Source organism: Flavobacterium sp. GNP001, assembly GCF_054343775.1.
The window spans coordinates 2949256-2976014 of the sequence record NZ_JBTGUX010000001.1; the positions used below are offsets into that span (position 1 = coordinate 2949256).

Annotated in this window: 25 protein-coding genes; 13 read left to right on the top strand and 12 right to left on the bottom strand. The window is 36.5% G+C overall.

All coding sequences use genetic code 11. The annotated features are described in order from the left end of the window. Entirely contained in the window at positions 1-960 is a 960-nt protein-coding gene (locus ACXX8U_RS12630) for a YjgN family protein (protein WP_458566147.1), read from the bottom strand. Between the two features lie 175 nt (positions 961-1135). Between ACXX8U_RS12630 and ACXX8U_RS12635 the strand changes: the two genes are divergently transcribed. From ACXX8U_RS12635 to sufD, 6 genes are all read left to right on the top strand, one after another. Continuing rightward, positions 1136-1465 (top strand): HesB/IscA family protein, encoded by a 330-nt coding sequence (locus ACXX8U_RS12635; protein ID WP_166132709.1) that lies wholly within the window; start codon positions 1136-1138, stop codon positions 1463-1465. 185 nt (positions 1466-1650) lie between these two features. Then, complete coding sequence (locus tag ACXX8U_RS12640) at positions 1651-1869, top strand: four helix bundle protein (protein ID WP_458566410.1); 219 nt, start codon at positions 1651-1653, stop codon at positions 1867-1869. Between the two features lie 44 nt (positions 1870-1913). Continuing rightward, positions 1914-3362, top strand: coding sequence for a Fe-S cluster assembly protein SufB (gene sufB / locus ACXX8U_RS12645; protein ID WP_458566148.1), 1449 nt, complete (start codon positions 1914-1916; stop codon positions 3360-3362). Between the two features lie 230 nt (positions 3363-3592). Then, entirely contained in the window at positions 3593-4339 is a 747-nt protein-coding gene (gene sufC, locus ACXX8U_RS12650; protein WP_458566149.1) for a Fe-S cluster assembly ATPase SufC, read from the top strand. Positions 4340-4425: 86 nt separating this feature from the next. Further along, on the top strand, positions 4426-4815 hold the full coding sequence (locus tag ACXX8U_RS12655; RefSeq protein WP_458566150.1) for a four helix bundle protein: 390 nt from the start codon (positions 4426-4428) through the stop codon (positions 4813-4815). A 44-nt stretch (positions 4816-4859) separates the two neighbouring features. Beyond that, entirely contained in the window at positions 4860-6176 is a 1317-nt protein-coding gene (gene sufD / locus ACXX8U_RS12660; protein ID WP_236362187.1) for a Fe-S cluster assembly protein SufD, read from the top strand. 66 nt (positions 6177-6242) lie between these two features. Here sufD and ACXX8U_RS12665 read toward each other — a convergent pair whose 3' ends face one another. Next, a complete protein-coding gene (locus ACXX8U_RS12665) occupies positions 6243-7595 on the bottom strand; it encodes a serine hydrolase domain-containing protein (RefSeq protein ID WP_458566151.1) in 1353 nt (450 codons plus the stop codon). A 181-nt stretch (positions 7596-7776) separates the two neighbouring features. Between ACXX8U_RS12665 and ACXX8U_RS12670 the strand changes: the two genes are divergently transcribed. The 6 genes from ACXX8U_RS12670 (at position 7777) to ACXX8U_RS12695 (ending at position 11410) form a co-directional block, all read left to right on the top strand. Beyond that, on the top strand, positions 7777-8991 hold the full coding sequence (locus ACXX8U_RS12670; RefSeq protein WP_458566152.1) for an aminotransferase class V-fold PLP-dependent enzyme: 1215 nt from the start codon (positions 7777-7779) through the stop codon (positions 8989-8991). 17 nt (positions 8992-9008) lie between these two features. Further along, complete coding sequence (locus ACXX8U_RS12675) at positions 9009-9443, top strand: hypothetical protein (protein ID WP_458566153.1); 435 nt, start codon at positions 9009-9011, stop codon at positions 9441-9443. Positions 9444-9455: 12 nt separating this feature from the next. Continuing rightward, positions 9456-9875 (top strand): SufE family protein, encoded by a 420-nt coding sequence (locus ACXX8U_RS12680; RefSeq protein WP_458566154.1) that lies wholly within the window; start codon positions 9456-9458, stop codon positions 9873-9875. 78 nt (positions 9876-9953) lie between these two features. After that, entirely contained in the window at positions 9954-10367 is a 414-nt protein-coding gene (locus tag ACXX8U_RS12685) for a GxxExxY protein (RefSeq protein ID WP_458566155.1), read from the top strand. Positions 10368-10512: 145 nt separating this feature from the next. Further along, entirely contained in the window at positions 10513-10836 is a 324-nt protein-coding gene (locus ACXX8U_RS12690; RefSeq protein ID WP_086455167.1) for an SUF system Fe-S cluster assembly protein, read from the top strand. 67 nt (positions 10837-10903) lie between these two features. Beyond that, positions 10904-11410, top strand: coding sequence for a DUF2480 family protein (locus tag ACXX8U_RS12695; protein WP_210791050.1), 507 nt, complete (start codon positions 10904-10906; stop codon positions 11408-11410). A gap of 423 nt (positions 11411-11833) precedes the next feature. Here the strand turns inward: ACXX8U_RS12695 and ACXX8U_RS12700 are convergent, their stop codons facing one another. The 4 genes from ACXX8U_RS12700 to hflX all read right to left on the bottom strand — a co-directional run bounded on the left by ACXX8U_RS12700 (position 11834) and on the right by hflX (position 15229). Continuing rightward, on the bottom strand, positions 11834-12436 hold the full coding sequence (locus tag ACXX8U_RS12700; RefSeq protein WP_458566156.1) for a hypothetical protein: 603 nt from the start codon (positions 12434-12436) through the stop codon (positions 11834-11836). Positions 12437-12490: 54 nt separating this feature from the next. After that, positions 12491-12922: a hypothetical protein gene (locus tag ACXX8U_RS12705; protein ID WP_458566157.1), complete on the bottom strand. Its 432-nt coding sequence runs from the start codon at positions 12920-12922 to the stop codon at positions 12491-12493. Between the two features lie 69 nt (positions 12923-12991). Then, the gene (locus ACXX8U_RS12710; protein ID WP_458566158.1) at positions 12992-13573 is read right to left on the bottom strand and encodes a PepSY domain-containing protein; all 582 of its coding nucleotides are present in this window, start codon (positions 13571-13573) and stop codon (positions 12992-12994) included. Between the two features lie 414 nt (positions 13574-13987). After that, positions 13988-15229: a GTPase HflX gene (gene hflX / locus ACXX8U_RS12715; RefSeq protein WP_458566159.1), complete on the bottom strand. Its 1242-nt coding sequence runs from the start codon at positions 15227-15229 to the stop codon at positions 13988-13990. Positions 15230-15527: 298 nt separating this feature from the next. Here hflX and ACXX8U_RS12720 point away from each other — a divergent pair, with 298 nt between their 5' ends. Continuing rightward, positions 15528-17642, top strand: coding sequence for a glycoside hydrolase family 97 protein (locus ACXX8U_RS12720; protein WP_458566160.1), 2115 nt, complete (start codon positions 15528-15530; stop codon positions 17640-17642). A 62-nt stretch (positions 17643-17704) separates the two neighbouring features. Here ACXX8U_RS12720 and ACXX8U_RS12725 read toward each other — a convergent pair whose 3' ends face one another. From ACXX8U_RS12725 to ACXX8U_RS12750, 6 genes are all read right to left on the bottom strand, one after another. Continuing rightward, positions 17705-18163, bottom strand: coding sequence for an FKBP-type peptidyl-prolyl cis-trans isomerase (locus ACXX8U_RS12725; protein WP_458566161.1), 459 nt, complete (start codon positions 18161-18163; stop codon positions 17705-17707). Positions 18164-18222: 59 nt separating this feature from the next. Next, positions 18223-19578: a DUF5689 domain-containing protein gene (locus ACXX8U_RS12730; RefSeq protein WP_458566162.1), complete on the bottom strand. Its 1356-nt coding sequence runs from the start codon at positions 19576-19578 to the stop codon at positions 18223-18225. A gap of 10 nt (positions 19579-19588) precedes the next feature. Further along, positions 19589-22426, bottom strand: coding sequence for a carboxypeptidase-like regulatory domain-containing protein (locus tag ACXX8U_RS12735; RefSeq protein WP_458566163.1), 2838 nt, complete (start codon positions 22424-22426; stop codon positions 19589-19591). 494 nt (positions 22427-22920) lie between these two features. Continuing rightward, a complete protein-coding gene (locus tag ACXX8U_RS12740) occupies positions 22921-24132 on the bottom strand; it encodes an MFS transporter (RefSeq protein ID WP_458566164.1) in 1212 nt (403 codons plus the stop codon). Positions 24133-24268: 136 nt separating this feature from the next. Beyond that, positions 24269-25309 (bottom strand): Gfo/Idh/MocA family oxidoreductase, encoded by a 1041-nt coding sequence (locus ACXX8U_RS12745; RefSeq protein WP_458566411.1) that lies wholly within the window; start codon positions 25307-25309, stop codon positions 24269-24271. Between the two features lie 211 nt (positions 25310-25520). Next, positions 25521-26588: an NADH:flavin oxidoreductase/NADH oxidase gene (locus ACXX8U_RS12750; RefSeq protein ID WP_458566165.1), complete on the bottom strand. Its 1068-nt coding sequence runs from the start codon at positions 26586-26588 to the stop codon at positions 25521-25523. Positions 26589-26759 lie beyond the last annotated feature (171 nt).

Sequence of the window (26759 nt, forward strand, 5' to 3'; positions counted from 1 at the left end):
TTAAACGATAAAATCCATATCTAAAAAGTCACTAACGTCTTCGCCGGTAGCATCTTTATAGTTTTCTTCGGTTTGATGTAATGTATTCAAATCAATGTTACCGTCTAATTGAATGTGGTCAAAAATAAATTTCATGGTGCGCGTTACTACCCAAGAGTAACCCAATCCTAATGTAAACACAATTAGCAACATATTAATTACGATGAGGCCAATAAAATCAGCGCCACTAGCTGTCGATGTAAACTCGATACGTTTGTCATCTTTATGCAAAGACAAATTGTTCACATAGTATTCAAAAATTTCTTTTTGCCACCAGAAAGAATAAATTCCAAACGTTATAATAGTCAAAAAGTATCCTTTAATATTCATCAATAAATAATCGCCGCCATCACCATCATAATTCATCTCGGCATCACCAAAACGAATATTTCCGATAACATACCTGCGTAAATTCATTTGAAGCCACGAGCTGTATATACCCAAAGTAATAATGGTAAAGAAAACCCACTTAAAAAAAAGTTTAACTAATTCAGCTTGATCACCTCGGTAACCAAAACGAATACCTCTCCAGGTAGTACGAGACATTCTGTAACGGTACGATCCGTGAATGGCCAATGGCATAATAGCAAAAATCCCTAAATAAAGAACCAAAATACCAATACCTTGATGACCTAAATAGGTAAGTGCACCCATGATTCCAAACAAAACAGCAAAGACTAACAAAGCTTTTAAAAATCCTTTGAACATCTCTTTACCGGTACCGTGAAACGTAAAAGGATCATCATTCAGTGTGGTTTGACCGAATAAAAACTGTAGCGTTTTGGCCTTAGCCCACGGATAATAAAGTCCTAATGTAACGATAGTTAAGAGCCAATTGACAATTACGATACCGAAAAAAGTCTCCCCTTTTCCTTTAAAATCGAGTTGATAGTGCATTTTGCTTGGTACATTTTCTTCCATAAATAGTTTTTTTGGTTTGTTTGTAAGTTATAAAGCGTTAAAAGTAATACAATAAAATTAAAGTGCGCAAATAACTAAATTCTATTTTCGCATTAGTTATAATAATGTTATCAATTATGGAAAAAGTATTTTAAACACTATCTTTGCGTTTAATTTAGACAAAATCAACATAAACATGATAAAGGTATCTGACACTGCCAAAAAGAAAATTATCGACTTAATGCAAGACGATGGTTTTAATGCTGCTACAGATTATGTACGAGTAGGTGTAAAAAGCGGCGGCTGCTCTGGATTGTCATATGATTTAAAATTTGACAAAAACAAAGGAGACGATGATAAAATATTCATTGACAACGACATAACTATAGCGGTTGAAAAAAAATCATTCCTTTACCTAGCAGGAACTATTTTAGAATTTTCTGGTGGATTAAACGGAAAAGGATTTGTATTTAACAATCCGAATGCAACAAGAACTTGCGGTTGTGGCGAGAGTTTCTCTCTTTAAATTTAAAGATTGAAAAATTAAAAGATTAATGAAAGCATGGCAAAATCATTTGAAGAATTTGATGTTCATAAAAAAGGTGTTGTCTTGACCAAATTAGTTTTTCAAGTATTAAACAATAAATCTTTAGAAAAGGAATTTGGTTTAAAGACCAAATAAAAAGAGCTGTAGTTTCAATTACAAATAATATTGCCGAAGGTTCAGAATACAACAGTAATAGACAATTTACAAGATATTTAAAAATCTCCAAAGGCAGTTGCGCTGAGGTTAGAAATATGTTGATATTAGCAAGAGAGTTAGGTTTTTGCAATCAAGACGAGATTCAAATATGTTATAATTTAACAATTGAAATTTCTCAAAACCTTTCTAATTTTATTAAATATTTAGACACAAATAATAAAGTTTGATATTCAATTTTTGAATCTTTAAATCTTTAAATCTTTAAATCACAATGAGTAAATACACAGAAGACGATTTAAAAATCGAACTCGAAAATAAAGAATACGAATACGGATTTTATACCGAGTTGGAAGCTGAGACGTTTCCTATTGGTTTAAACGAAGATATCGTTCGTGCCATTTCTCTTAAAAAAGAAGAACCACAATGGATGACCGATTGGCGCCTTGAGGCTTTTCGTGCTTGGGAGCAAATGGTAGAGCCAGAATGGGCTAACGTACATTATGAAAAACCAGATTTCCAAGCCATATCATACTACTCTGCACCAAAGGCCGTAGATCCTAATAAAACTTTAGATGATGTAGATCCGGAACTTTTAGAAATGTATAAAAAGTTAGGTATCTCTGTAGATGAGCAAAAAATGATGAATAATGTGGCCATGGATATCGTAGTTGACTCGGTATCGGTAGCTACGACATTCAAGAAAACATTAGGCGAAAAAGGAATTATTTTCATGAGTATTTCTGAAGCCATCAAAGAACATCCAGAATTAGTACGCAAATATTTAGGAACTGTAGTGCCGCAAAAAGACAATTTTTATGCTGCGTTAAACTCGGCCGTATTCTCTGACGGATCGTTTTGTTACATCCCAAAAGGCGTTCGTTGTCCAATGGAACTTTCTACCTATTTCCGTATCAATCAAGCCGGTACCGGACAATTTGAAAGAACCTTACTTATTGCCGATGAAGGAAGCTACGTATCATACCTTGAAGGTTGTACAGCTCCAAGTCGTGATGAAAACCAATTACACGCTGCAGTTGTAGAGTTAATTGCTCTTGACGATGCCGAAATAAAATATTCAACCGTACAAAACTGGTATCCTGGAAACAAAGAAGGTAAAGGTGGTGTGTATAACTTTGTGACTAAAAGAGGAATTTGCGAGAAAAACTCAAAAATTTCTTGGACACAAGTAGAAACAGGATCAGCTGTAACTTGGAAATACCCATCAGTGGTTTTAAAAGGAGATAATTCAGTTGGTGAGTTTTATTCGATTGCAGTAACTAATAATTACCAACAAGCCGATACGGGTACTAAAATGGTTCACCTTGGTAAAAACACCAAATCGACTATTATTTCTAAAGGAATTTCTGCTGGTAAATCACAAAACAGTTACCGTGGTTTAGTGCGTATTTCTCCTAATGCTGAAAATGCTCGTAATTTTTCACAATGCGACTCTTTATTAATGGGGAACAAATGTGGAGCGCATACATTTCCATACATCGAAAGTAAAAATCCAACGGCAAAAATAGAACACGAGGCTACGACAAGTAAAATTGGTGAAGACCAAGTTTTTTATTGCAACCAACGTGGTATTCCAACCGAAAAAGCAATTGCATTAATTGTAAACGGCTTCAGTAAAGATGTATTGAATAAATTGCCAATGGAATTTGCAGTAGAAGCGCAAAAATTATTGGAAATTTCGTTAGAAGGAAGTGTTGGATAAAAATTTGAGAGAAATAGGACCAAGTTTATTGTTTGGAATAGGTGCTTTATTTTTTACTTATTTCTTGGGATTTAAACTGAGCTATAGTGCTTTTAAAATAGTTTTTTATATTTTTTTATTTTTATTCACCACACCGATCGTTATTCTAATTTTACTATACATAGGTCAAGTAGTAAAAGGGAAAATTATTAACAAAAAAAGTAATTCAAAATAGAATTAATAAAACAGATATGTTATCAATAAAAAATTTACACGCCTCAATAGGCGACAAAGAAATATTAAAAGGGATTAACCTTGAAGTAAAAGCGGGAGAAATTCACGCGATTATGGGACCAAACGGTGCTGGAAAAAGTACCCTTTCGGCAGTTATTGCAGGAAACGAAAATTATGAAGTGACCGATGGAGAAATCTTTTTGGACAATGAAGATATTTCAGAATTGGCTCCAGAGGAAAGAGCACATAAAGGTGTATTTCTTTCTTTTCAATATCCTGTTGAAATCCCGGGTGTTTCAGTAACTAACTTCATGAGAACAGCTATCAACGAAACACGTAAAGCAAACGGACAGGAAGAAATGCCTGCTAACGAAATGCTAAAAGTGATTCGTGAAAAATCAGAATTACTAGAAATAGACCGTAAATTTTTGTCACGTTCTTTAAACGAAGGTTTTTCGGGTGGAGAGAAAAAACGTAACGAAATTTTTCAAATGGCTATGTTAGAACCAAAATTAGCCATCCTTGATGAAACCGATTCTGGACTAGATATCGATGCTTTGAGAATTGTTGCCAATGGTGTTAACAAACTAAAAAGCGATAAAAATGCTATCGTAGTGATCACACACTACCAAAGATTACTTGATTATATCGTTCCTGATTTTGTTCACGTTTTGTATAACGGAAAAATTGTAAAATCTGGCGGAAAAGAATTAGCGCACGAACTAGAGGAAAAAGGATACGATTGGATTAAAGCAGAGAATTAAAAATTGTTTCAAGTTTAAAGTTTTCTTAGTTTCAAGTTAAAAAAAATCTGAAACAAGTAAAAACTTGAAACGAATAAACAAAACCTATGGCTACCATAAATCGATTTGAAGATTTAGAAATCTGGCAGGAAGCAAGACGCTTAGCAAAAGAAATACATCTAATTGCTATTGAAACCGACTTGAAATCAGATTTTAGATTCAAAGAGCAAATTAAATCTTCTTCAGGTTCAGTAATGGATAATATAGCTGAAGGGTTTGAAAGAGATGGAAATCTTGAATTTAGACAATTTCTATCCATTGCAAAAGGTTCTTCTGGTGAAACAAGATCGCAACTCTATAGAATTTACGATTTTGGCTATATCAATGAATCCAAAGATGAACTGCTCAAAAAAGATTATGAAAACCTAAGTGGTAAAATTAAAAATTTTATTACCTATTTAAATAAGAAAGACTTTAAAGGAAATAAGTTTCAATAGGCAAAACCTGAAACTTTAAACTTTAAACCTGAAACAAAATAAAAATGGATTTAAAAGAAAAATTAATATCGTCTTTTATGGCTTTTGAGGAGCGCGTTGATGTTCACACTGAACTGCACGACTTGCGTACCGCTGCCTTAAAAAACTTTGAAACCAAAGGTTTCCCAACTAAAAAAGAGGAAGCTTGGAAATATACATCGCTTAACGCAATTCTTAAAAATGACTTTACCGTTTTTCCAAAACAGGAAAACGCTGTACAATATTCTGATGTGAAAAAATACTTTTTACATGAAGTTGATACCTACAAAGTAGTTTTTATTGATGGCGTTTTTAGTTCGCATTTATCAGCTACAACTCACGAAGGAATTGATGTTTGCCTACTATCTTCTGCTTTGACAAAACCAAAATACAAAACAGTTATTGACGCGTATTTCAACCAAGTTGTCAACAAAGAAGAAACGTTGACTTCATTAAACACGGCTTTCGCCAATGAAGGAGCGTACATCAACATTCCGAAAGGAAAAGTGGCTGACAAACCGATCGAAATCATGTATTTATCGACTGGTAATGAAGCGGCAATGCTAGTACAACCGCGCAACTTGATTGTTGTTGGTGAGAATGCACAAGTGCAAATCATCGAACGTCACCAAAGCTTGAACGAAAATGCAGTATTAACCAATTCGGTTACTGAAATTTTTGCACAAAAAAGAGCTTTTGTAGATGTTTATAAAATTCAAAACGATAACGAGGCTGCTAATTTAGTTGATAATACATATGTATCTCAGCAAGAAGAAAGTAGTGTTGCTGTAAATACCTTCAGTTTTGGAGGAAACATGACTCGTAATAATCTTAATTTTTACCATTTCGGGGAGCATATTGTAAGCTACTTGAACGGAATTACCATTATTGGCGATAAACAGCACGTAGATCACTACACCTTGGTACACCACGCTACGCCAAATTGTGAAAGTCATCAAGATTATAAAGGAATTTTTACCGATAAATCTACCGGGGTATTTAACGGTAAAATCTTTGTAGAAAAAGAAGCTCAAAAAACAAATGCTTTTCAAAAAAGCAATAATATTTTGTTGAGTGACAAGGCTACCATCAATGCCAAACCGCAACTAGAAATTTTTGCTGATGATGTGAAATGTTCTCATGGTTGCACCATCGGGCAGTTAGACGAAACAGCATTGTTTTATATGCAACAACGCGGAATTCCTGTTAAAGAAGCCAAAGCTTTATTGATGTACGCATTCTCTAATGCAGTAATCGAAAGCATTAAAATACCAGAATTAAAACAACGCATCACCAAAATTATTGCTAACAAACTTGGCGTAAAAATGGGATTTGATTTGTAGTTTTAACAACAAGGTTCGCTATACACAAAGGGCGCAGAGTTTTACAACTTTGCGCCCTTTCTATTTTTACTTTTTGTGATTAAGTGATGAAATTATCCCCTTCATGATTTCATTAAAATTAAATTCTGGAGATTCTTTTAAACCCATTCGCACCACAACTAAGTCAAGCGACGGAATAATCAAAATCATTTGACCTTGATAGCCACTACAAAAATACATATCCCTTGGAACATCTTGAAAGGTGCCACTAGCATTAAGCCAAAAATGAGCACCGTATTTTCCATCTGAGGTATTCGTAGGTGTTGCGGTGTATTTTGCCCAACCTTCATTAAAAATTTGCTCCCCGTTCCAGTTGCCTTGATGTAAATAGAGCAAGCCAAACTTAGCCCAATCCCGAGTAGTTGCCCAGCCGTATGAGGAGCCTACATAATTCCCCTTCATATCCGTTTCGATTACCATAGAATTCATTCCTATTTTATCTATTAAATCCGTGTACCAAAAATCTAAATATTCTTGATGTGTTTTGAACTGCTTGCGCAAAATTCCAGAAAGTAAATTCGTCGTTCCTGAGGAGTAATTCCAATGGGTGTTGGGTTTATGCTCCGCTGGTTTCTCGAGTTGCGCTCGGGTCATATCTTCGGCTTGAAAAAGCATTTTGGTAGCATCACAAATTCGGTCATACTGCTCATCCCACTCTAAACCGGAATTCATGTGCAGCAAGTCACTTGTTGTAATTTTTTTTCGTTCGTCATTGGCCCATTCTGCAATAGGAGCTGGAGCATCAATGTGAAATTTTCTTTGCTTTTCTAAAACTCCAAATACAGCGCTCGTGATACTTTTGGTCATGGACCAGCCTAATATTCTACTGTTTTTAGTAAATCCAGTATCGTATTTTTCGGCAATAATTTTGTCTTTATAAATTACTAAAAGGGAACGCGTCCTCTTTTTCAATTCTCCTTTCACATCAAAAGCATTGGCTACAGCCGCATTCAATTGGGTATAATCAACATTCGCAAAAATAGTGTCTTTTGGTTCGTTATTTCCGTACGGAAAAGGTAAATTGTTGTTCAATTTTGTTCTTTTGGGAACCAAATACGGTTTAGTTACATCAAAATTATCGTTGATTAGGGTTACTCCCAATCCTTCACGGTAAATAGCTTTTCGTTCTTTTAAGCCGTATACTGAGGCAATCGCCATTTTTCCCGCTTCATCAATTTGGTTCGTAGCCAGATCCATCATGTCGATATCATTGTCTCCTTTTTCAATCAGCGACTGCGAACGATGGTCTAAAAAATGGCCAGACGCAATACTTTTGGCTGAAAAGCCAGAAATTAAATCGAGTTTTGGATAAGTTGTAAAACCCACATATACAATTCCGATTAATAGAACAACCGCAGCAATTTTAAATATTTTTTTCATAAACCATTCTTTTGACTGCAATTTATTAAAAACATTTGAATTACGTTGGTTTAAAAAACGACTGTTTCGCAAATAATTTGGCTATCAAAGCATAACAAGAAAGTATGAAAAACTTGGGTTTCTTAATTTCAAAACGGTTTAATTTCAGTACTTTTGTAACTAGATTTTTTCTACGATAACTATGCTAGACATTCAAAAAATAAGAGCCGATTTTCCGATACTTACTCAAAAAGTAAACGGTAAACCATTAGTCTATTTCGATAACGGAGCTACCACTCAAAAACCGCAAGTGGTGATTGATGCGATAGCGAAATATTACCAAGAAATCAACGCTAATATCCATCGTGGTGTACATACCTTGAGTCAATTAGCAACAGATGCTTACGAAGAATCGCGCAAGAAAATTCAAAATCACATCAATGCCAAATTTGCTCACGAAGTACTTTTTACCTCAGGAACTACACACGGTATTAATGCGGTAACCAATGGATTTGCTTCAATTTTAAAACCGGGTGATGAAATTTTAGTTTCGGCATTGGAACACCACAGCAATATAGTGCCTTGGCAAATGTTGTGTGAACGTACAGGAGCTGTTTTACGTGTCATTCCTATGAATACGGATGGCGAGTTAATTATGGCAGAATACGATAAATTGTTGTCGGATAAAACTAAGGTGGTAACGGTAAATCATATTTCGAATGCGCTAGGAACGATCAATCCTGTTAAATACATGATTGACAAAGCACACGAAGTAGGCGCTGCAGTTTTGATAGATGGTGCACAAGCTGTTCCGCATTTAAAACCTGATGTACAAGAACTAGATTGTGATTTCTATGTATTTTCAGGACATAAATTGTGCGGACCAACAGGTACCGGTATTTTATATGGTAAAGAAGAATGGTTGAATAAATTACCGCCGTATCAAGGTGGTGGCGAAATGATCAAAGAAGTGTCTTTCGAGAAAACAACCTATGCAGAGCTACCTCATAAATTTGAAGCAGGAACGCCCAATATTGCTGGAGGAATTGCATTAGGTACCGCGGTTGATTATATGAACGAAGTAGGTTTTGACAACATTCAGCAACAAGAAAAAGAATTGCTAGAGTATGGTACCCAACAATTATTAACCATTGAAGGTTTGAAAATTTACGGTACTGCCAAAGAAAAAACGTCTGTGATTTCATTTAATATTGAAGGAATTCACCCGTACGATATTGGCACTATAATTGACAAATTAGGAATTGCAGTTCGAACAGGACATCATTGTGCACAACCGATCATGAATTTCTTTGAAATTCCGGGCACCATAAGAGCTTCGTTTGCGTTTTACAACACCAAGGAAGAAATTGACAGCTTAGTAGCCGCTGTAAAAAGAGCTCAAAATATGCTTGCTTAACACTTAAACACAACCTTATGAAAACAGTACTAGCTTTAGTTGCCACCGTGATTCTTGGATCTACATGCAGCAACAAGAAACAATCTGATCTAGAAAACACAGTGATCGAGTATACGGCTAATACAAGAGGTTTTTATCAAAAAATCACCGTTGTCAACCAAGAATTGAGTGTAAGCAAAGACCGAAATGAGACTGAAAAACCTACAACAACTCCAATTTCTGATGCAGATTGGAAGGAACTTGTAACGGATTTTCAAACTATTGAACTTGACAAAGTGGAAACATTCAAAGCACCTTCTGAAAAACGATTTCACGACGGAGCTGCTATTGCAAATCTGAAAATAGTACATCAAGATAAAACCTATCAAAGCACATCATTTGATCATGGTACTCCTCCAAAAGAAATTGAAAAGTTAGTAAAAAAAATCAATGCTTTAGCTGAGGCAAATTAAACACGAACAAACATGACTATAAAAAATATACAAGAAGAAATAGTAGAGGAATTCTCGATGTTTGATGATTGGATGGATCGTTACGAATACATCATTGAACTGGGGAAAAAACTACCCCTTATCAAAGAAGAATTCAAAACAGAAGATAACATCATCAAAGGTTGTCAATCAAAAGTTTGGTTACAAGGCGAGCAAGCTGACGATAAAATTATGTTCACTGCCGATAGTGATGCTATTTTAACCAAAGGAATTATTGCCATTTTGATTCGCGCTTTTAGCAATCAAAAAGCCGCCGATATACTTTCTGCCGATATGGATTTTATTGATGAAATTGGCCTGAAAGAACACTTATCACCCACTCGTGCTAATGGACTAGTTTCGATGATAAAAAACATCAAAATGTATGCTTTGGCTTTTGAGGCGAAGAATTGATTTAAACAGGTAAGTCATATAAGTTTTCTATATTTGTGTTCACACCTTTTACCTTACTGATATATTAAGTTTAGAAGAATGGACATTACAAGGAGTTATCTTAAAGATCTGGTATATCAGGTTAATGGAGCAGCAATCGAGGTGCATAAAAGTATTGGTCCAGGACTTTTAGAATCGGTTTATCACCAATGCTTAAAAAAAGAACTTACGTTGCGAAACATTAATTTTATTTCAGAATTATCGGTGCCAATTATTTATAAAGGCCATGAATTAGAATCTAAATTAAAATGCGATTTGTTTATAGAAAATACCCTAGTTGTTGAATTAAAATCAGTAAATGAAATCAATCCAATTTTTGAAGCACAATTACTGACTTACATGAATTTATTGAATGCCCCTATTGGTTTATTAATTAACTTTAATGTGAAGAATATTTTTTATGAGGGTCAAAAAACTTTGGTAAATGAGTTGTATCGTAAACTAGATGAATAAAAAAACGATTTAAACATATATTTAAAATTTATAGACATTAAATTAATAACTTATATTCACTTCCCTTTAACTTTAAAGAAATTCTCTAAATACTTAAATGACTTATATGTTAACCAAAAAGTCACAACAAAAACAATAAAAAAACATGACACAAGAAATAGACACTAACGAATTAGGAGAAGCAATCGTAAAAAAATTAAAAACCATTTATGATCCAGAGATTCCTGTAGATATTTACGAATTAGGCTTGATTTATGACGTAATGGTAAACACTGATTACGAAGTAAAAGTTCTTATGACACTTACTTCACCAAATTGTCCCGTTGCAGAAAGTTTACCAAAAGAGGTAGAAGACAAAATTAAATCTATCGAGCATGTAAAAGATGCAGAAGTTGAAATTACTTTTGACCCGCCCTGGAGTAAAGATTTGATGAGTGAAGAGGCCAAATTAGAATTGGGGATGTTGTAAAATTTGTTTCAGGTTTAAAGTTTAAGGTTGAGCAACTTTAAACTTTAAACCTTTTAAACTTTTAGAAATGGAAGAAATAATCAACAAAGTAGCCAATAGTGTACTCGAAGTTTTCGATCTTGAGGATTATTATCCAAAAGGGATTCGTACGCAAATTGACATCTCACAATGGCTTGCTGAAGGATTTTTATTAAGAGAAAAAGACTTTAGAGAAAGTCTCAAAAATCACGATTGGTCGCATTACCAAGATCACTACGTAGCTATTAATTGCAGTACTGATGCCATAGTTCCGGCTTGGGCATCTATATTGGTGGCTATTCAACTTGTTCCTTTTGCAAAAAAAATAGTCAATGGGAATTTAGAAGATCTTGAAGCGTCTTTATATGAAGAATTACTGCCAAAAATCGACTATTCAGTGTATCAAGATAAACCTGTTATCTTGAAAGGATGTTCTAAAAAACCAGTTCCAACTCGTGCTTATATCGTAGCAGTACAACATTTACAACAAGTGGCCCGCAGTATTATGTATGGCGAAGCGTGCTCTGCAGTACCGCTGTTCAAGATTCAAAAATAAAAAAGAATTTTTTGGTTCCGAGAAGTGATTGCATTCAAAAATTTCATCTGTGATATTACTACAAATGAAAAATTAATTCCACTCGAAATAAAATTATAAAGCAGTAAAACCACCATAAATAAAGCTTAGGGTTTTACTGCTTATTTTATTTAGTTGCAAACTTTTGAATATCTAAAACCTCAAAAAACAGATTATTATTAAATAAATATTGCACAAAAGAAATATTATTTTGCCCATAAATAATCAAGTAACCTTCATCTTGTTTAACATCTACCTATAGTATTACCACTATCACTTTCCCTACTTAAAAAATAGTGCTTCAAATCATACTCTAATGAATACGATTTTTTTCAGAATTGTTGTTTTGCAAATATTTAGGACTACTCAAACACGTATATTTGTTTTAACAACTAATTTCTAATCTTATTTAATTTGAAACTGTTGCACCATCCAGTGCGAAGCATGTTGCGATATCAATTCTTTCTTTAAACTTTCGTTCCTCGTATCTAAGTATGAATATACTTTTAAAGGAACCGACTTAGGAAACTCCTGCAAACTTTTTGCTAATAACGCACTTGATTCGCCAAACTTACCAGCCGATTGTAAAGCTTCTACTTTATAAATTTTGATAATAACCGGCACAACCCCAAAGGTGCTTTGCAACTCAGTCTGCAAATCGTCTAACAAATTATTCTGAAACGTAGCATCCGGTACTTTTCCCTTAACTGCCGTTTGGCTGATATGTTCTTGATACGCTAAAAACAGATTCAAGATATGGAGGTTTTTAGCATCTTTATCAGCATACAATTTCTGAATTCGTTCTGACAAACTAGCTTGTAATTCACCTGTTTCGGACTGTAAAATTTGTTCGTAAAAATCAGTTAATAAGTTAAGTACCGTTTGGTCTTTGGTATCAATCTTAGCGTCTTTTTTAATTTGTTGTACAAAGGAAACGTACTCTGCATTTTTTTGTGAAAACGAGTTAACCGTAAATAAAATCAGTGCTAATAAAATGATTTTTTTCATAAACTTGTTTGGTTGTGCACTTATTTCGTTGTGCTTTGGTTTTAAAATTTTGTATTAATCTTCCTCGATTTTATAGTCCACAAATTTGTAACTACTGTCCATTTTCCCCATTAATTCTACCGACTTAAACTTTACACCCTCAGGAGTCATTTCATAAATATAGGTATCGATTACGCCATCGTAATTGTGCAACTCGTAGTATTTTCCGTTTTCGGTCCACCACCTGCCATTTTCTGTTTCTTGAGTAACTTTCCCTTTTTTATCAATAGCTATAAATAAAAGTGTACTCGTACCATTGGCCATTCTGCAAGACACCCAATACTTACTCATACCCTTTATTTGTTGATTTACTTCAGACCCTTTCCAACAGCCCACTAAACTTGGATCGTGTTCCTTTTCGTCAGGTACCACATTTGATTTCAAATCTTGACCCATAATTAAAAAGTGACAAAAGAAAGCCGCTGAGGCTAGCATTAATTTTTTCATATTATTTTATTTTACTTTAAGACGCCTAATTTGGCCTGTGTTCTTTACTAATTATTTTTAAAATGAGGGTTAATCAACATTTTTTGATTGCTTGCGCATGCGCTTTGGTCCATACCAAAGCCAAAATCCGGTTACGGTAAAAATGAGCAACGCCAAACCCATCACCGAACTGTACACCACCTTTAATTCTCCGCCCGAGGTACCAAATATTTGATCTAAAAACGACCCGTCGTGAATGGTTTCAATAAAATCAGAACGACGGCGTGCAACTTGTAACAAATTACCAGTAGCGCCATCCAATTGCACTTCCCAAAAACTGTCGGTAAATACAAATTTGACCATTCCTTTGTCTTTTCGAATATCGATTCGGTCTAAGTCAAGAGATAGTTGAGAATCAATTGAGTCGTGTACAATTTTACACGCCTTTTGATGTAAACTATCTATTGGCAACCACTCTTTCAAATTAGTTGAAGTTCCTTTAATAGATTGTGGTAAGAGTAATCCGTTACTATGTTTTTTCCAGCCCAAAAACAAACCACTTAATGCAATGACAAAGAAAAACACAAAAAGTAACGCACCTGTTTTGCGGTGAATTTCTCTGAAAGTTCGGAGCAACTTTGCTTGATTTTGTCGTTTATTTGATGTTATCATTTGATTGTTCAAAAAATTGAAAATAGTACCTATGCTAAAAAATTTATAAAGCATTATAGGCTCTGCGTTTGCTTTCAAATATACTGAAAAAAGGAACTTATACAAGACGTTTCGTACCCAACTATCCAACTGAAAAGTGTTAATTATTGTAAATAGCACTTGAACATTGAACTCGAATGCATGAAGGATGGAAGCGGCATCCTTTTTCTACATTTTAGGCTACTAGCCTTTGAAAGGCTAGTAGCCTAAAATGTATAAAAAGATAAAGCGAACAGCCTGACGCAGCTGCAACGCTAGTGAAAGCTGGGGCATGCCCAAAAAAATCCCTCTTGAAATTCAAAAGGGATTCTGTTTATTAAATTATTCTCGCTTGCATGCGTTCTCGACTGCGCTCGAACTGACAAAGGTGTGAAATTATTCGTTTTCGTCCTCGTCTTTCTCGATGGCGTCACTGTAATCTGGATACAAAAACTTGTTGTACGGGAAACGGGTTATGTGTATCTGGCGCACAGACTCGTACACGCGCTCTCTGAATTCTTCGAAATTTTCTTTATGTGTAGCCGAAATAAACAAAGCATTTTGCTCTCCTACTCTACTCATCCAAGTGGCTTTCCATTCCTCTAGCGTGAAGTGTCTAGGAGTTTTTTCGGTCATCAAATCGTCTTCGTCAATGATTAGCGGTTTATAAGCGTCAATTTTATTGAACACCATAATCACCGGTTTGTCATGCGCCTTGATGTCTTGCAAGGTTTGGTTTACCGACTCGATATGGTCTTCAAAATCTGGGTGCGAAATATCTACTACGTGCAGCAATAAATCGGCCTCGCGTACCTCATCAAGTGTACTTTTGAAGGAATCAACCAACTGCGTAGGCAATTTTCTAATGAATCCTACGGTATCCGAAAGCAGAAAAGGCAGGTTTTTGATAACCACTTTACGCACGGTAGTATCCAGCGTTGCAAAGAGTTTGTTCTCTACAAAAACATCACTTTTACCCACAGCATTCATCAAGGTAGATTTACCAACATTTGTATATCCCACCAGCGCAACACGTACCATAGCACCGCGGTTGCTGCGTTGTATGCCCATTTGTTTGTCAATAGTTTTGATTTTGTCTTTGAGTAACGAGATGCGATCACGTACAATACGACGGTCGGTTTCAATCTCGGTTTCACCCGGTCCGCGCATTCCAATTCCCCCTTTTTGTCGCTCTAAGTGCGTCCATAATCCGGACAAACGAGGCAACATATAAATACATTGCGCCAGTTCTACTTGGGTACGAGCATAAGAGGTTTCGGCACGTTGTGCAAAAATGTCTAGAATAAGGTGGGTACGGTCTAGAATTTTACATTCGGTGATAATCTTGGATATATTTTTTTGTTGTGACGGCGATAATTCGTCGTCAAAAACTAGGGTCGAAATGCCATTTTCTTTTACAAAAAGGTGAATTTCTTCTATTTTTCCGGTACCAACAAACGTTTTGGGATTAGGGCGCTCCATTTTTTGCGAAAAGCGCTTGATTACCTCGCCACCAGCGGTGTAGGTTAAAAACTCTAATTCGTCTAGGTATTCGTTTAACTTTTCTTCACTTTGATTTTGAGTTACGATACCTACTAAAGCGGTTTTTTCGAAATTGATTACTTCTGTTTCTAACATGTTATTGAATAAGCTACAAATTTACGGATTTGTCAGCGACTTATGAAGCTATCTGATTATAAAAAAAGAACGTTTGAACAGAATATAACTTCGGTCAAGCCAAAGGAAAGTTTTAACTCGAATATGAATCTAAAAAAAATCAAAAACGGGCTCAAGAACATTAAATACAATTTGTTTTAAAAATAAAAAATAAAGGGCTTACTTTTGTAATTAAGGGGTTTTCATCAGGCTTATCATTGTTGAATGGCTTTTGCCAAATGAAAATCGAAACATTAATTTTTAAAATTTTATTTAAAAAATGAAGCAATTCTTTTTTACAACCGTAGTTTGTTTCCTGTTTTTGGGCACGATACAAGCGCAGCAATTGCAATCTCCGAACGGAAAATTAGTTATGGAGTTTGCCCTACAAGCAAATGGAACACCAAGCTACCAGCTGAATTATAAAAACAAAGCGGTAATTAAAACCAGTAAATTAGGTCTTGAGTTGAAAAACGACAAGAAATCATTACTAAATGAGTTTACGGTTATTGACTCAAAGGCAACTACTTTTAATGAAAGTTGGAAACCGGTTTGGGGCGAAGTTGCCACAATAACAAACAATTATAACGAACTAGCTGTTACTTTAGAACAAAAAGAGACAGAACGTAAAATGATTATTCGTTTTCGTTTGTTCAATGATGGTTTGGGTTTTCGATATGAATTTCCTTCGCAAAAAAACCTAACTTACTTCGTCATCAAAGAAGAAAGAAGCCAATTTGCCATGACTGGTGATCATACTGCATTTTGGATTCCGGGCGATTATGATACGCAAGAATACGATTATACCACCTCTAAACTATCCGAAATTAGAGGGTTGACAGAAAAAGCAACTACTGCCAATGTATCTCAAAAATCATTTTCGAATACAGGAGTACAAACGTCATTAATGCTAAAAACTGCTGACGGATTATACATCAACCTACACGAGGCGGCTTTGATCAATTATTCTTGTATGCACCTAAACCTTGATGATAAAAACATGGTTTTTGAATCGTGGTTAACTCCTGATGCAAAAGGTGATAAAGGCTACATGCAAGCTCCTCAACATTCGCCATGGAGAACCATTATCGTGAGTGATGATGCGAGAGATATTCTAGCCTCTAAAATGACATTGAACCTCAACGAGCCTAATAAAATAAAAGATACTTCTTGGATTAAGCCTGTGAAATATGTAGGCGTTTGGTGGGAAATGATTACCGGAAAAAGTTCTTGGGCTTACACTGACGAATTGCCAACCGTTCAATTGGGAGTTACTGATTTCTCAAAAGTAAAACCAAACAGCAAACACGGGGCGAATAATGCCAACGTAAAAAAGTACATTGATTTTGCTGCCAAGCACGGTTTTGATGGTGTGTTAGTTGAAGGCTGGAACGAAGGTTGGGAAGACTGGTTTGGTCATTTAAAAGATTATGTTTTTGATTTTGTGACGCCTTATCCTGATTTTGATGTAAAAGGTTTGCAAGCCTATGCTAAAGAAAAAGGCGTAAAAATGATCATGCACCACGAAACTTCTGGTTCAGTGCGCAATTACGAACGCCACCTAGACAAAGCGTACCAATTCATGAAAGATAACGGATACGATGCTGTAAAAAGTGGCTATGTTGGGGATATCATCGAAAACGGTGGGAATCATTACAACCAATTCATGATCAACCACTACCAATATGCTATTGAAAAAGCAGCCGATTATAAAATTATGGTGAATGCTCATGAAGCCGTTCGACCAACAGGAATTGCGAGAACTTACCCGAACTTAATAGGTAACGAAGCGGCAAGAGGAACAGAATACCAATCTTTTGGAGGATCAAAACCAAACCACGTAACGGTTTTGCCATTTACACGCTTAATAGGTGGACCTATGGATTATACTCCTGGAATATTTGAAATGGACTTGAGCAAGTTGAACAAAGACAATAATTCACATGTAAATAGTACACTTGCTAATCAGTTAGCTTTGTATGTTACTATGTACAGCCCGCTACAAATGGCTGCTGATACACCAGAGAATTACGACCGTTTTCCAGATGCGTTTCAGTTTATTAAAGATGTGGCTATTGACTGGTCTGACAGCAAATACCTTGAGGCAGAACCTGGACAATACGTAACCGTAGCGCGTAAAGCCAAAGGAACCAACAACTGGTTTGTAGGTAACGTAAATGGTGAAACACCGAGAACGGCAACAATCTCATTTGATTTTTTAGAGAAAGGTAAAAAATACAATACTGTAATTTATGCTGATGCAAAAGATGCTCATTATAAAACCAATCCGCAAGCTTACACCATTCAAAAAAAGGTAGTAACTAGTACTTCAAAAATTAAATTATCTAGCGCTCCTGGTGGAGGTTACGCCATTAGTTTAATAGAAATTAAATAATACTAAAAAGGCTGTCATTGATTTGACAGCCTTTTTTTTATGAAGAGTAAAAACGTTTAGTCTTAATTTACTTTGATAACTTTAATATCAAAAATTAAAACGGAGCCTCCAGGAATACCGCTGTAATCAAAACTACCGTAACCTAAGTGCGCTGGAATTAATAATATTCCGCTTCCTCCTTCTTTAAAAAAAGGAATTCCTTCGGTCCAACCTTTAATTACTTGCTGCAATCCAAAAGTAATTCCTTCTGGTTTACTTTGATCAAACACATTTCCGTTGGTGTAATATCCTTTGTACGCTACCGTCACATTAGAGTTTGCAGTAGGCTGTGCTCCTGCACCTTGTTCGGTCATTACATAATACAATCCGGTTCCGGTTTTGGTCGCAGTTAAGTTTTTTGCAGCGATATAATCTGTAATTTCTTTTTCGTTTTGCGCTGTAAAATCAATTGGTTCTTTATCATTTTCCGGCAAACAAGAAACAAATAAGAACGAAATCAAAGCTAATACTGTATATTTCATAATGTAATTTTTTAGTTTGCTGACAAATATACTAATTTCAACTAATGAGTTAGTTAAAATTATTTTTCTCCATAAAGTTGTACATCATCCACCATAAACGAACCATCTAAGGCCAAGTTCCGACCTGATCCTACAAACTTAAATGCTAGATTAATTTTGCCCTGATAAGCAGATAAATCAATGGGGCCACTGCCAATGAATAGATTCCAAGGTGTTGCTTGAGTTGGTAATTTCGGGTTTAATTTAGTCCAAGTGGCAGTAGTTACATTCAACCCATTAAAATCAGATGACACGTATACCTCTAGCGCGTTCAAAGGCGAATCAACATCCAAATGATGCTGTGCCGATCTAAAAGTGAGGATTTCCTTGGTGTACAAATCCATATCAATTTTTGGCGAAATTAACCACGCAGTATTATTTAACACTCTAGTACCTGAAAAGTAAAACTCGGCATATCCGTTTCCTGACGAAACACCACCGCGCCAAGCCAAAGAGCCATTTTGTACAATATTGGCCCAGCCTGGCAAACTAATAACAGAACGATCTACAACAGTTTTAAAATCTTGATTAAAAAAAGGAATCGCTCTTTTGCCTGTCATCACTATATCTTTAACCGATCGCGGAAGGAGTTGGTAATCGTCTCCAAATTTGGTCAAAATCCCTCGAACAGTCCCGTTTCCTTCAGGTATTTTTTGAGCAGCAAAGTCGGCAAAACTGCTCGTTCGAACATACAACTGATTGCCACTTTTGTCCACTATGTTCCAATTACTTGCTCCTCCTACATTATTGGTTTCTTCAAAAAAACTACGCCCAATAGCTTCTTCTGCAAATTGAACATCTTTGATTTCAATAAGTGTATTCAAATTGGCATCATTAAACACCTCTTGTAAACTCATTTTGCGTACCAACGCCTCCTCCTGAAGCTGTGTACACGAAGCATTTACTATTTTTTTGTAATCATTTTGCGAAAGTCGCCCCACTCCACCTTGATTAAAGGCATTCACATAGAGACCACCAATTCGTAAACCTCCAAAATACAAATCGGTGTACAAATCTTTTAGTTTAACATACACTTTTGTGCCCACACGATACTCAATATACAAGTTACTCACATCAATAGGAATGCTAAAACCTTGCGCCGCTGTGTTGGCTGTACCCAAAGTTTGAAGAGAAATCGATTTGAAAAAATTCCCTCCTTCATCACTCGATACCACATAGGCCTCAACCACATCATCGTATTGGTATTGCGTTGCGGTAGAAGTTGTTTGGGCTAATACCTTTGCAACTGTTGCTGTTACCGCAATATCAGGTTGTGTACATTTTAATTCTGGCACAGCCGTTTCCTCGGGAACGCATCCCACAAAAAACAATAAAAAACTTAACACAACTATCGTATTTTTAAACATTGTATTCATAGCTATCGTTTTACAAGTTGATATAAAAATTGACAAAATAAGTACGGCCATAACCATAAAAATACTTTGGCCCAAAAGAAGGTGTGCCGCTTGAAACGTCTTGATTTCGCTCTCTAAAATTAGCATTTCGAGCTTGCTCAAAACCGCCTGTTTTAAAGCGTTGATTCAGCATATTATTCACACTAAAGAAGACTCCCAGATTTTTACCTTTCACAATCCATGATTTGCCACCTACAAGATTCAAAAGCACAATAGGCTCAAGTTGTTCTTGCTGCAACAACTCTTTGCCACGTTCAGGAGTAGCCTCTGGAAAAGTAAGTCCGCTACTTGGGTTTCTGTAAAAAATATCAGTGCGCGCTATTGGCGAAACATCCAGAAAACTATGAGACAAATAGTTTATGGTGGTACCCAACCACCAATATTTAGGATCACGATACTCGCAACCAAAGGAGTACGCGCGCTGCGGTGTCCCCGATTGTTTATAGTTGGTAAGCGCTGCCTTGCCGAAATCAAATTGAGGATTTTCATTGCTTGCCGCTGCTTGCGCATCATTAACCAAAGTTACATTTGGATTACTGGCATACGTATGCAAACCAAAAGCTCCCGCCAAAGTGGTCTTAAATGTTGCTGTCCATTGGTATTCTAAACTCAACTCGGCACCTGTGTGTTTTTTGTTTAAACCTGTTAAAGTCTGACTCACAAAAGCATCGGTACTCGCAAATCCTGCACCATCGTCAAAAATTCCTTCGGCATAGAAAAAAGAAACTTGGGTGATGTCACGTTGTAAAGTGTGGTACGCCGTAGCACGCGCCTTAAACAATGGAGACCGATAGGTATAACTCAACTCTAAACTACTATTGCGTTCACTTTTTATATTGGGAACCACCACATTATTGAGTCTGGCGTTTGAAAATACATTTCGTAGCGATGGCGCTTTACTCAAGTGAGCAGCATGAAAACTAAGGAGTTGCTTCCCTGAAATTTTGTAAATCAAACCGACTTTGAACCCAAAATTTTCAAAATGTACCGTTTCGCTTTTCCCAAAGGAGCTGTTGGGATACAAACCATTTTTGTACAAGCCTTCTCTTTGGTACACCGTATTAGAATAGGTTTGGGATACATAAAAATCAACATCATTATAATTGAATTTAAACTGTGTAAAAGCGTCAATCGTTTGAGCTGTATAGTTAAAATTATAGCCATAAACATCTCCCACCACAACTTGACGGTTCGGATTATTTAAATCAGATTGTGATTCGTCGCCGTTGTAAAAAGCATCAATATCATTATAAAACTTGCCTCCCAATAAATCCGTTAACTTTTGGTAATTACGTGAAAAGAGTTTCTTGTACGAGGCCGCAGCATTAAGGCTAATATTATCGGCCAGTTGCGCATTCAAATTGGTTGTCGCCGCTGCCACCTGATCAGCAACTACATCATCGTAAAGTACATATTTGCTTTGAGCAGGTTCATAGCCTGTGATGGCGCCATTGCTATCGGTTACAGCAGTTTGATTGGCCAAGTACAATGCCTTCCAATCTAACTGTGGCTGCGCTAAAAAAGCGGCTTTATTTTTGGCGGCATTATCTTCATCTGGCGTAAAAGCCCCAGAAAACTCCCCATCGTCAGGGGCGTAAAGCGAACTGTAAAAACTAGGTAATTTGCGGTAATAAGCTGGATCCGGACTGTTGGCATTTTGAAAATCGATATTGCTATTGGTGATGGTTCCCATTTGATACATTAAAGTGGTGTTCAATTGGATTTGTTCTTTAATTTTAAAAAAATGCTGTAGCATCACTATTGGTTCTTCGACTGTTTTTAAGCGCGCATTTCGTTTTTTTCCGCTTTGGAAACCCCAATACGAATTGTAATTTTCGGAGGTGAGTTTCGTGACCTCAGCCGTATTCGGTGAATTTTTTGCTCGGGTATTGGGTGTGTAAAAAGCGGTAAGATTTAGTGCATGCCGTTGATTGAGTTTCTTTTCGATACTCACGAAAAAAGAATTCGCATCATACGAAGTGCCTTCAAAATAGCCTTCTTGCGCCCATCTTTTACTAGCCGAAACAACGTAAGCCCAACCCGATGAACTCATGCCTGATGCGTGAGTAGCCATGCTGCGCCAATTGTAATTGCTATTGGTTCCTGAAAAAGTGAGGCGCGTTCCCGGCCGATAAACAGAAGCTCGAGTATTTATTTCCTGAGTACCCAAAAGTGCCCCAAAGGTATAATCAGAAGGAGTGGTGCCAATGGTAAACTCTTGATTTCGGAGCGCATCATTGAGTCCGCCCCAATCGCCCCACTGCGGTCGGCCGTCAATTATTTTATTCATACTAACGCCATTAATCATCATTATGGCCTGTTCACTATCTAATCCGCGGGTTCGAAAACGGGCTTGTCCCCAATGAAAAGCAGCCGCTTGTAAAAAGGCATCTCGGGTAGATTGTAGCAAGCCTGCCGTGTTTTCGGAACTGGAATTATCATCACTGAAATCACTTTCAGATAAAGCTATAATACTAGATTGTTGTTCGAAGGATTGGTCTTCTTGCAGTGGAATTGTACCTAAATCTAGGATTTGATTTGCGGCGAGTTCAATAGGAAATAACGCATCTTGATAACCTTGATTGCGTACTAAAAGATACCATTTTCCGGCTGGAATTTCTTGAATTTGAAAGCTTCCATCAGAATTGGTAATTTGCATTTGTGCCGTGTTTTGAATACTCACTACGACACCTGCAATAGGAATTTGAGTTTTGGCATTTACAACTGTACCGCGAGCAGCAGCATTATTTTGCGACCAAACACTATTGAATAACAAGCCAAAGCACAAACAAATTCCGAGTTTTACCATATCCAATGCATTAGATTTTTACATCAACAAAAAATATTTTTTTAAACCAGCATGCCCAAAGTTCAACCAAAAGTGATGACTTAAGGTTGAACAACAAGCAGGCTTTATACCCACCTTTTTGTGGGTACTTCGTGTTAGAATTAAAAAATAAATTTTGGAAAAGTGGTATAAATCTTAAAGCTTAAGGCTGATGAATGGTATTTGAATTTCAGACACTTAAAAAATATTCGAACGAATTATTATGTTAAAAATAATAAAAAATTTTGTTAGTTGTTTCTTTTTTGAAAAAAAATAGCAGTATTTTTCTTTTAAAAAAAAGGAGCCGTGTGAGCAAAAGGAATACGTCTAGCATAGCCCCGATCGCAGCAGGTATCCTTTTTTATAAACGCTAGTATTTCTGGCGTTTTAGCACTACTCGAGTACGTTTATAAAAAAGATACGGCTAAGAGCGGGAATAGATAGCTACTGAAAACAGCATGACTGCTCCTAAAAAATTACGCAATAGCTTTGATTCTGGAAACCATAAGTGTAATTAGCAGTCCGAAAACACCAATAAAAGCGAAAGAAAAACGCAGACTTGATAACTCAGCGATGTAACCAATAATAGGCGGACCCATTAAAAAACCAAGGAAACTAACGCTTGAAACAGTGGTTAAAGCGACACTTGGCGATACATTAGGTGTTTTACCCGCTACACTATAAACGGTAGGCACGATGGTTGAAACTCCTAAACCAACAAACATGAATGCAATAGTTGAAGTAACAACAAAAGGGAAAAATACGGCAGTAAAAAGCCCTGCAGAAATCATGATTCCGCTAATTTGTAATACTTTTTTACGACCGAATTTATGTATCAAACTATCGCCAACAAAGCGTCCGCTAGCCATCATGATCATAAACGAGGTGTAGCCCAAAATTACTAAGGCACCGGGTGCTTTTATGACATCTTTAAAGTAGACTCCGCTCCAGTCAAACATGACTCCCTCGCTGGCCATACAGCAAAAACCAATTACTCCGAGCCATATTAAAGTAGGATCAGGTTTAGAAAATAATTTTTTCTTGGCGGCTTTGGCAGTTTCTTTGGCTTTGATTAAAAATTTGTAATTGAAAACCATTAATAAAAGTACCAACGCTCCCACAATAAGAAAATGAGCATACGGAGATAATTTAAAAGCGAGCATGCCTAAACCTACCAAAGCACCGGTAAAACCGGCAAAACTCCACATACCATGAAAGGAGCTCATGATGGTTTTTTTGAATAAAACTTCGGTGTACACGCCTTGCGTATTTACAGCAATGTTAGAGAGATTTCCGAAGATACCAAACACAAACAAGCCAAGCGATAATTGCCAAGCCGCGGTAGCCAAACCCAAATTGGTTAAGCTCAGCACATACATAAAAAGAGAAAATACCAGAACTTTGTGACTACCAAAACGAGTAACCAATTGGCCTGAGAACGGCATGATTACCAATTGCCCCATGGGTAAAGCAAAAAGAATACTCCCTAAATCGCCTTCGCTAAGGTGCAAGGCAGTTTTTATATCCGGAATACGGCTTGCCCAAGTAGCAAAAGACAAACCCATGCCAAAATAAAACATAGAAACCGCCCAACGAATGCGGTTTAAATACGAGATTTTGACATCTTTATATGATTTTTTGAATTTGGCTTTGGTACGAGACCTGTTTAAGAAGTTGAGCACTATCAAAATAATGAATTTTATAATTAGAGGTGCAAAATTACAAAAACCAACTATTGATTGTGTCAATACAACACTAATACCAATAAATACAACGTTATTGTTTATAAATAGCTATTAGCAAACCATTGTTTAGAGCGCTACTTTACAACGAAATTACTTTTTGCGCTGTGCTACTTTGCAATGCTGCCTCGATAATTTGCATCACATGAACACCATCTTGGCCCGTTACAGGCTCAACGGTATTGTTTGTAATTGAATGATATACACCATCAAAAAACGCCATATAATTGCCTTGTTGTGTGGGTACGAATTCTTTTTTCAAAATTCCATCAACTTCAGTGTGTAAAAAACCTTGTTGCGATTCCGGCTCTGTACCCCAAGTTGCTGTGTTGGGCTGCATGCCAAGTTTCAAATTGTCTTCTTGCACATCGGCACGAGTTTTTAAAAACGAACCTTTTTTGCCATGAACAACAAACGACGGAACGGCTTCGCGAACAAAAAAACCAGCTTTGAGACGTACTCTAAATGAATTGTAATACAATAGAATATCTATACAATCATCAACCAATGAATTTGCTCTTGTAAATCGAACATCAGCAAAAACAGCTGTTGGCATTCCGAACAAACACAATGCTTGATCTATTAAGTGTGGACCCAAATCTTTTAGAATTCCGGCACCATCATTCGTGGTTTCTTTATGTTGCTTAGGACTTAACAAAGGATTGTAACGATCAAAATGGAATTCGGCTTCTACAATTTCACCCAAAAGTCCTTCTTGCACTATTTTTTGAACCGTTTTGAAGTCGCTATCCCAACGGCGATTTTGAAAAACGGCCAATTTTACCCCTTTTTCTTGAGCAATTTGGGCCAATTCTTTTGCTTGCGCAACTGTTGTGGTAAAAGCTTTCTCGACAATGGCATGTTTTCCGGCTAGCAAAACTTGTTTGGCATACTCGTAATGCGTTGCAACAGGTGTGTTGACAATCACTAAATCAGCCTCATCTTGTAATACAGCTTCGAGCGTAGGATAACTTTTTACCGCTGGAAAATCAAGTTGAATTAACTTTTTACTGCGTTCCCACGAGCCCAGTAATTCAAATCCGGGATGATTGGTTATAAAGGGTGCATGAAATACTTTTCCTGACATTCCGTAGGAGAGTAAAGCGGTTTTTATTTTTTGCATGTTGTTCTTTTTGTTATTCATGCCAAAGTTATTTTAACATATAAGTCATATGAGTTTTTAAGATTTGTAGAGGTACCAACAACCTTAACTTTCCTTAATCCCTTAATGGTTTACAAAAAAAACTTACATGACTTATATGTTTCAAACCCTTAACTTTTCTTAATCCCTTAATGGTTTTAAAAAAACTTACTTGACTTATATGTTTCAAAACCTAAAGTTTAGCTCGTTCGTATTGTTTAGGCCAAGTCGTATCTGCATTTAACTCGTGCGCAAATGTCAATCCCAAATTAGCATCTCTCAATGATTCACGCGCTACCAAAACCAAATCAGCTTTTCCAGAGGATACTATTTCCTCCGCTTGAGCTGCTTGAGTAATTAAACCAACTGCTCCTGTTAAAATGCCTACTTCCTTTTTTATGCTTTCCGCAAAAGGTACTTGATAATTCGGACCAACAGGAATTTGCTGTTGCGTTACCGCTCCGCCAGAAGAAGCGTCAATTAAATCGACTCCTTTTTCTTTTAAAATTTTTGATAGAGCAATCGACTCTTGTAAATTCCAACCGCCTTCAGCCCAATCAGTAGCTGAAATTCGAACAAACAAAGGTAAATTCTCCGGCCATTCGGCTTGCACTGCTGCTACTATTTCGAGTGTGAATCGGATTCGATTTTCGAAACTACCGCCGTATGCATCTGTTCTGGTATTAGACAAAGGCGATAAAAATTGATGCATTAAATAACCGTGAGCAGCGTGAATTTCCATCACCTGAAAACCCGCTTGAACCGCTCTTTTGGTAGCCGACTTGAAGTCAGCAATCACTTTTTGAATCCCATTTAAATCAAGTGCTACAGGCGCAGGATCCGTATCGTAAAACGGAATTGCACTTGGCGCCACAGTATTCCAACCACCCTTTTCGATAGCAACTTTTCGACCACCGTTCCATGGCGAAGCAGCACTCGCTTTACGTCCGGCATGAGCTAACTGAATACCAGGAACCGAATTTTGACTGATAATAAAACGGTTGATTTGCTGCATTTTCTCGATTTGCTCGTCTTTCCAAAGTCCCAAATCTTCTGGCGAAATGCGTCCTTCTGGCGAAACCGAAGTAGCTTCTTGAATAATCAAACCTGCGCCACCACTGGCACGGCTTCCTAAATGTACCAAATGCCAATCGTTTGCAAAACCATCTACGGCAGAATATTGGCACATGGGCGAAATAGCCAAACGGTTTTTTAAGGTGATACTTTTTATTGTTAATGGAGAAAATAATGCTGATGTCATGCTGAGTTAAATTTAAAATGAAAGAAACACTGTAATAAGTTTCCAAAAAAGTAAAGTTAAGGCTCTATTACCAAAGTAAGAATTGAATTTTTGATAATTAACAAACTTTTAAAAAGCGATGATACAAATATTGTAAAATATACAAACAGAAAACCTTACTTTTGTGAGTTA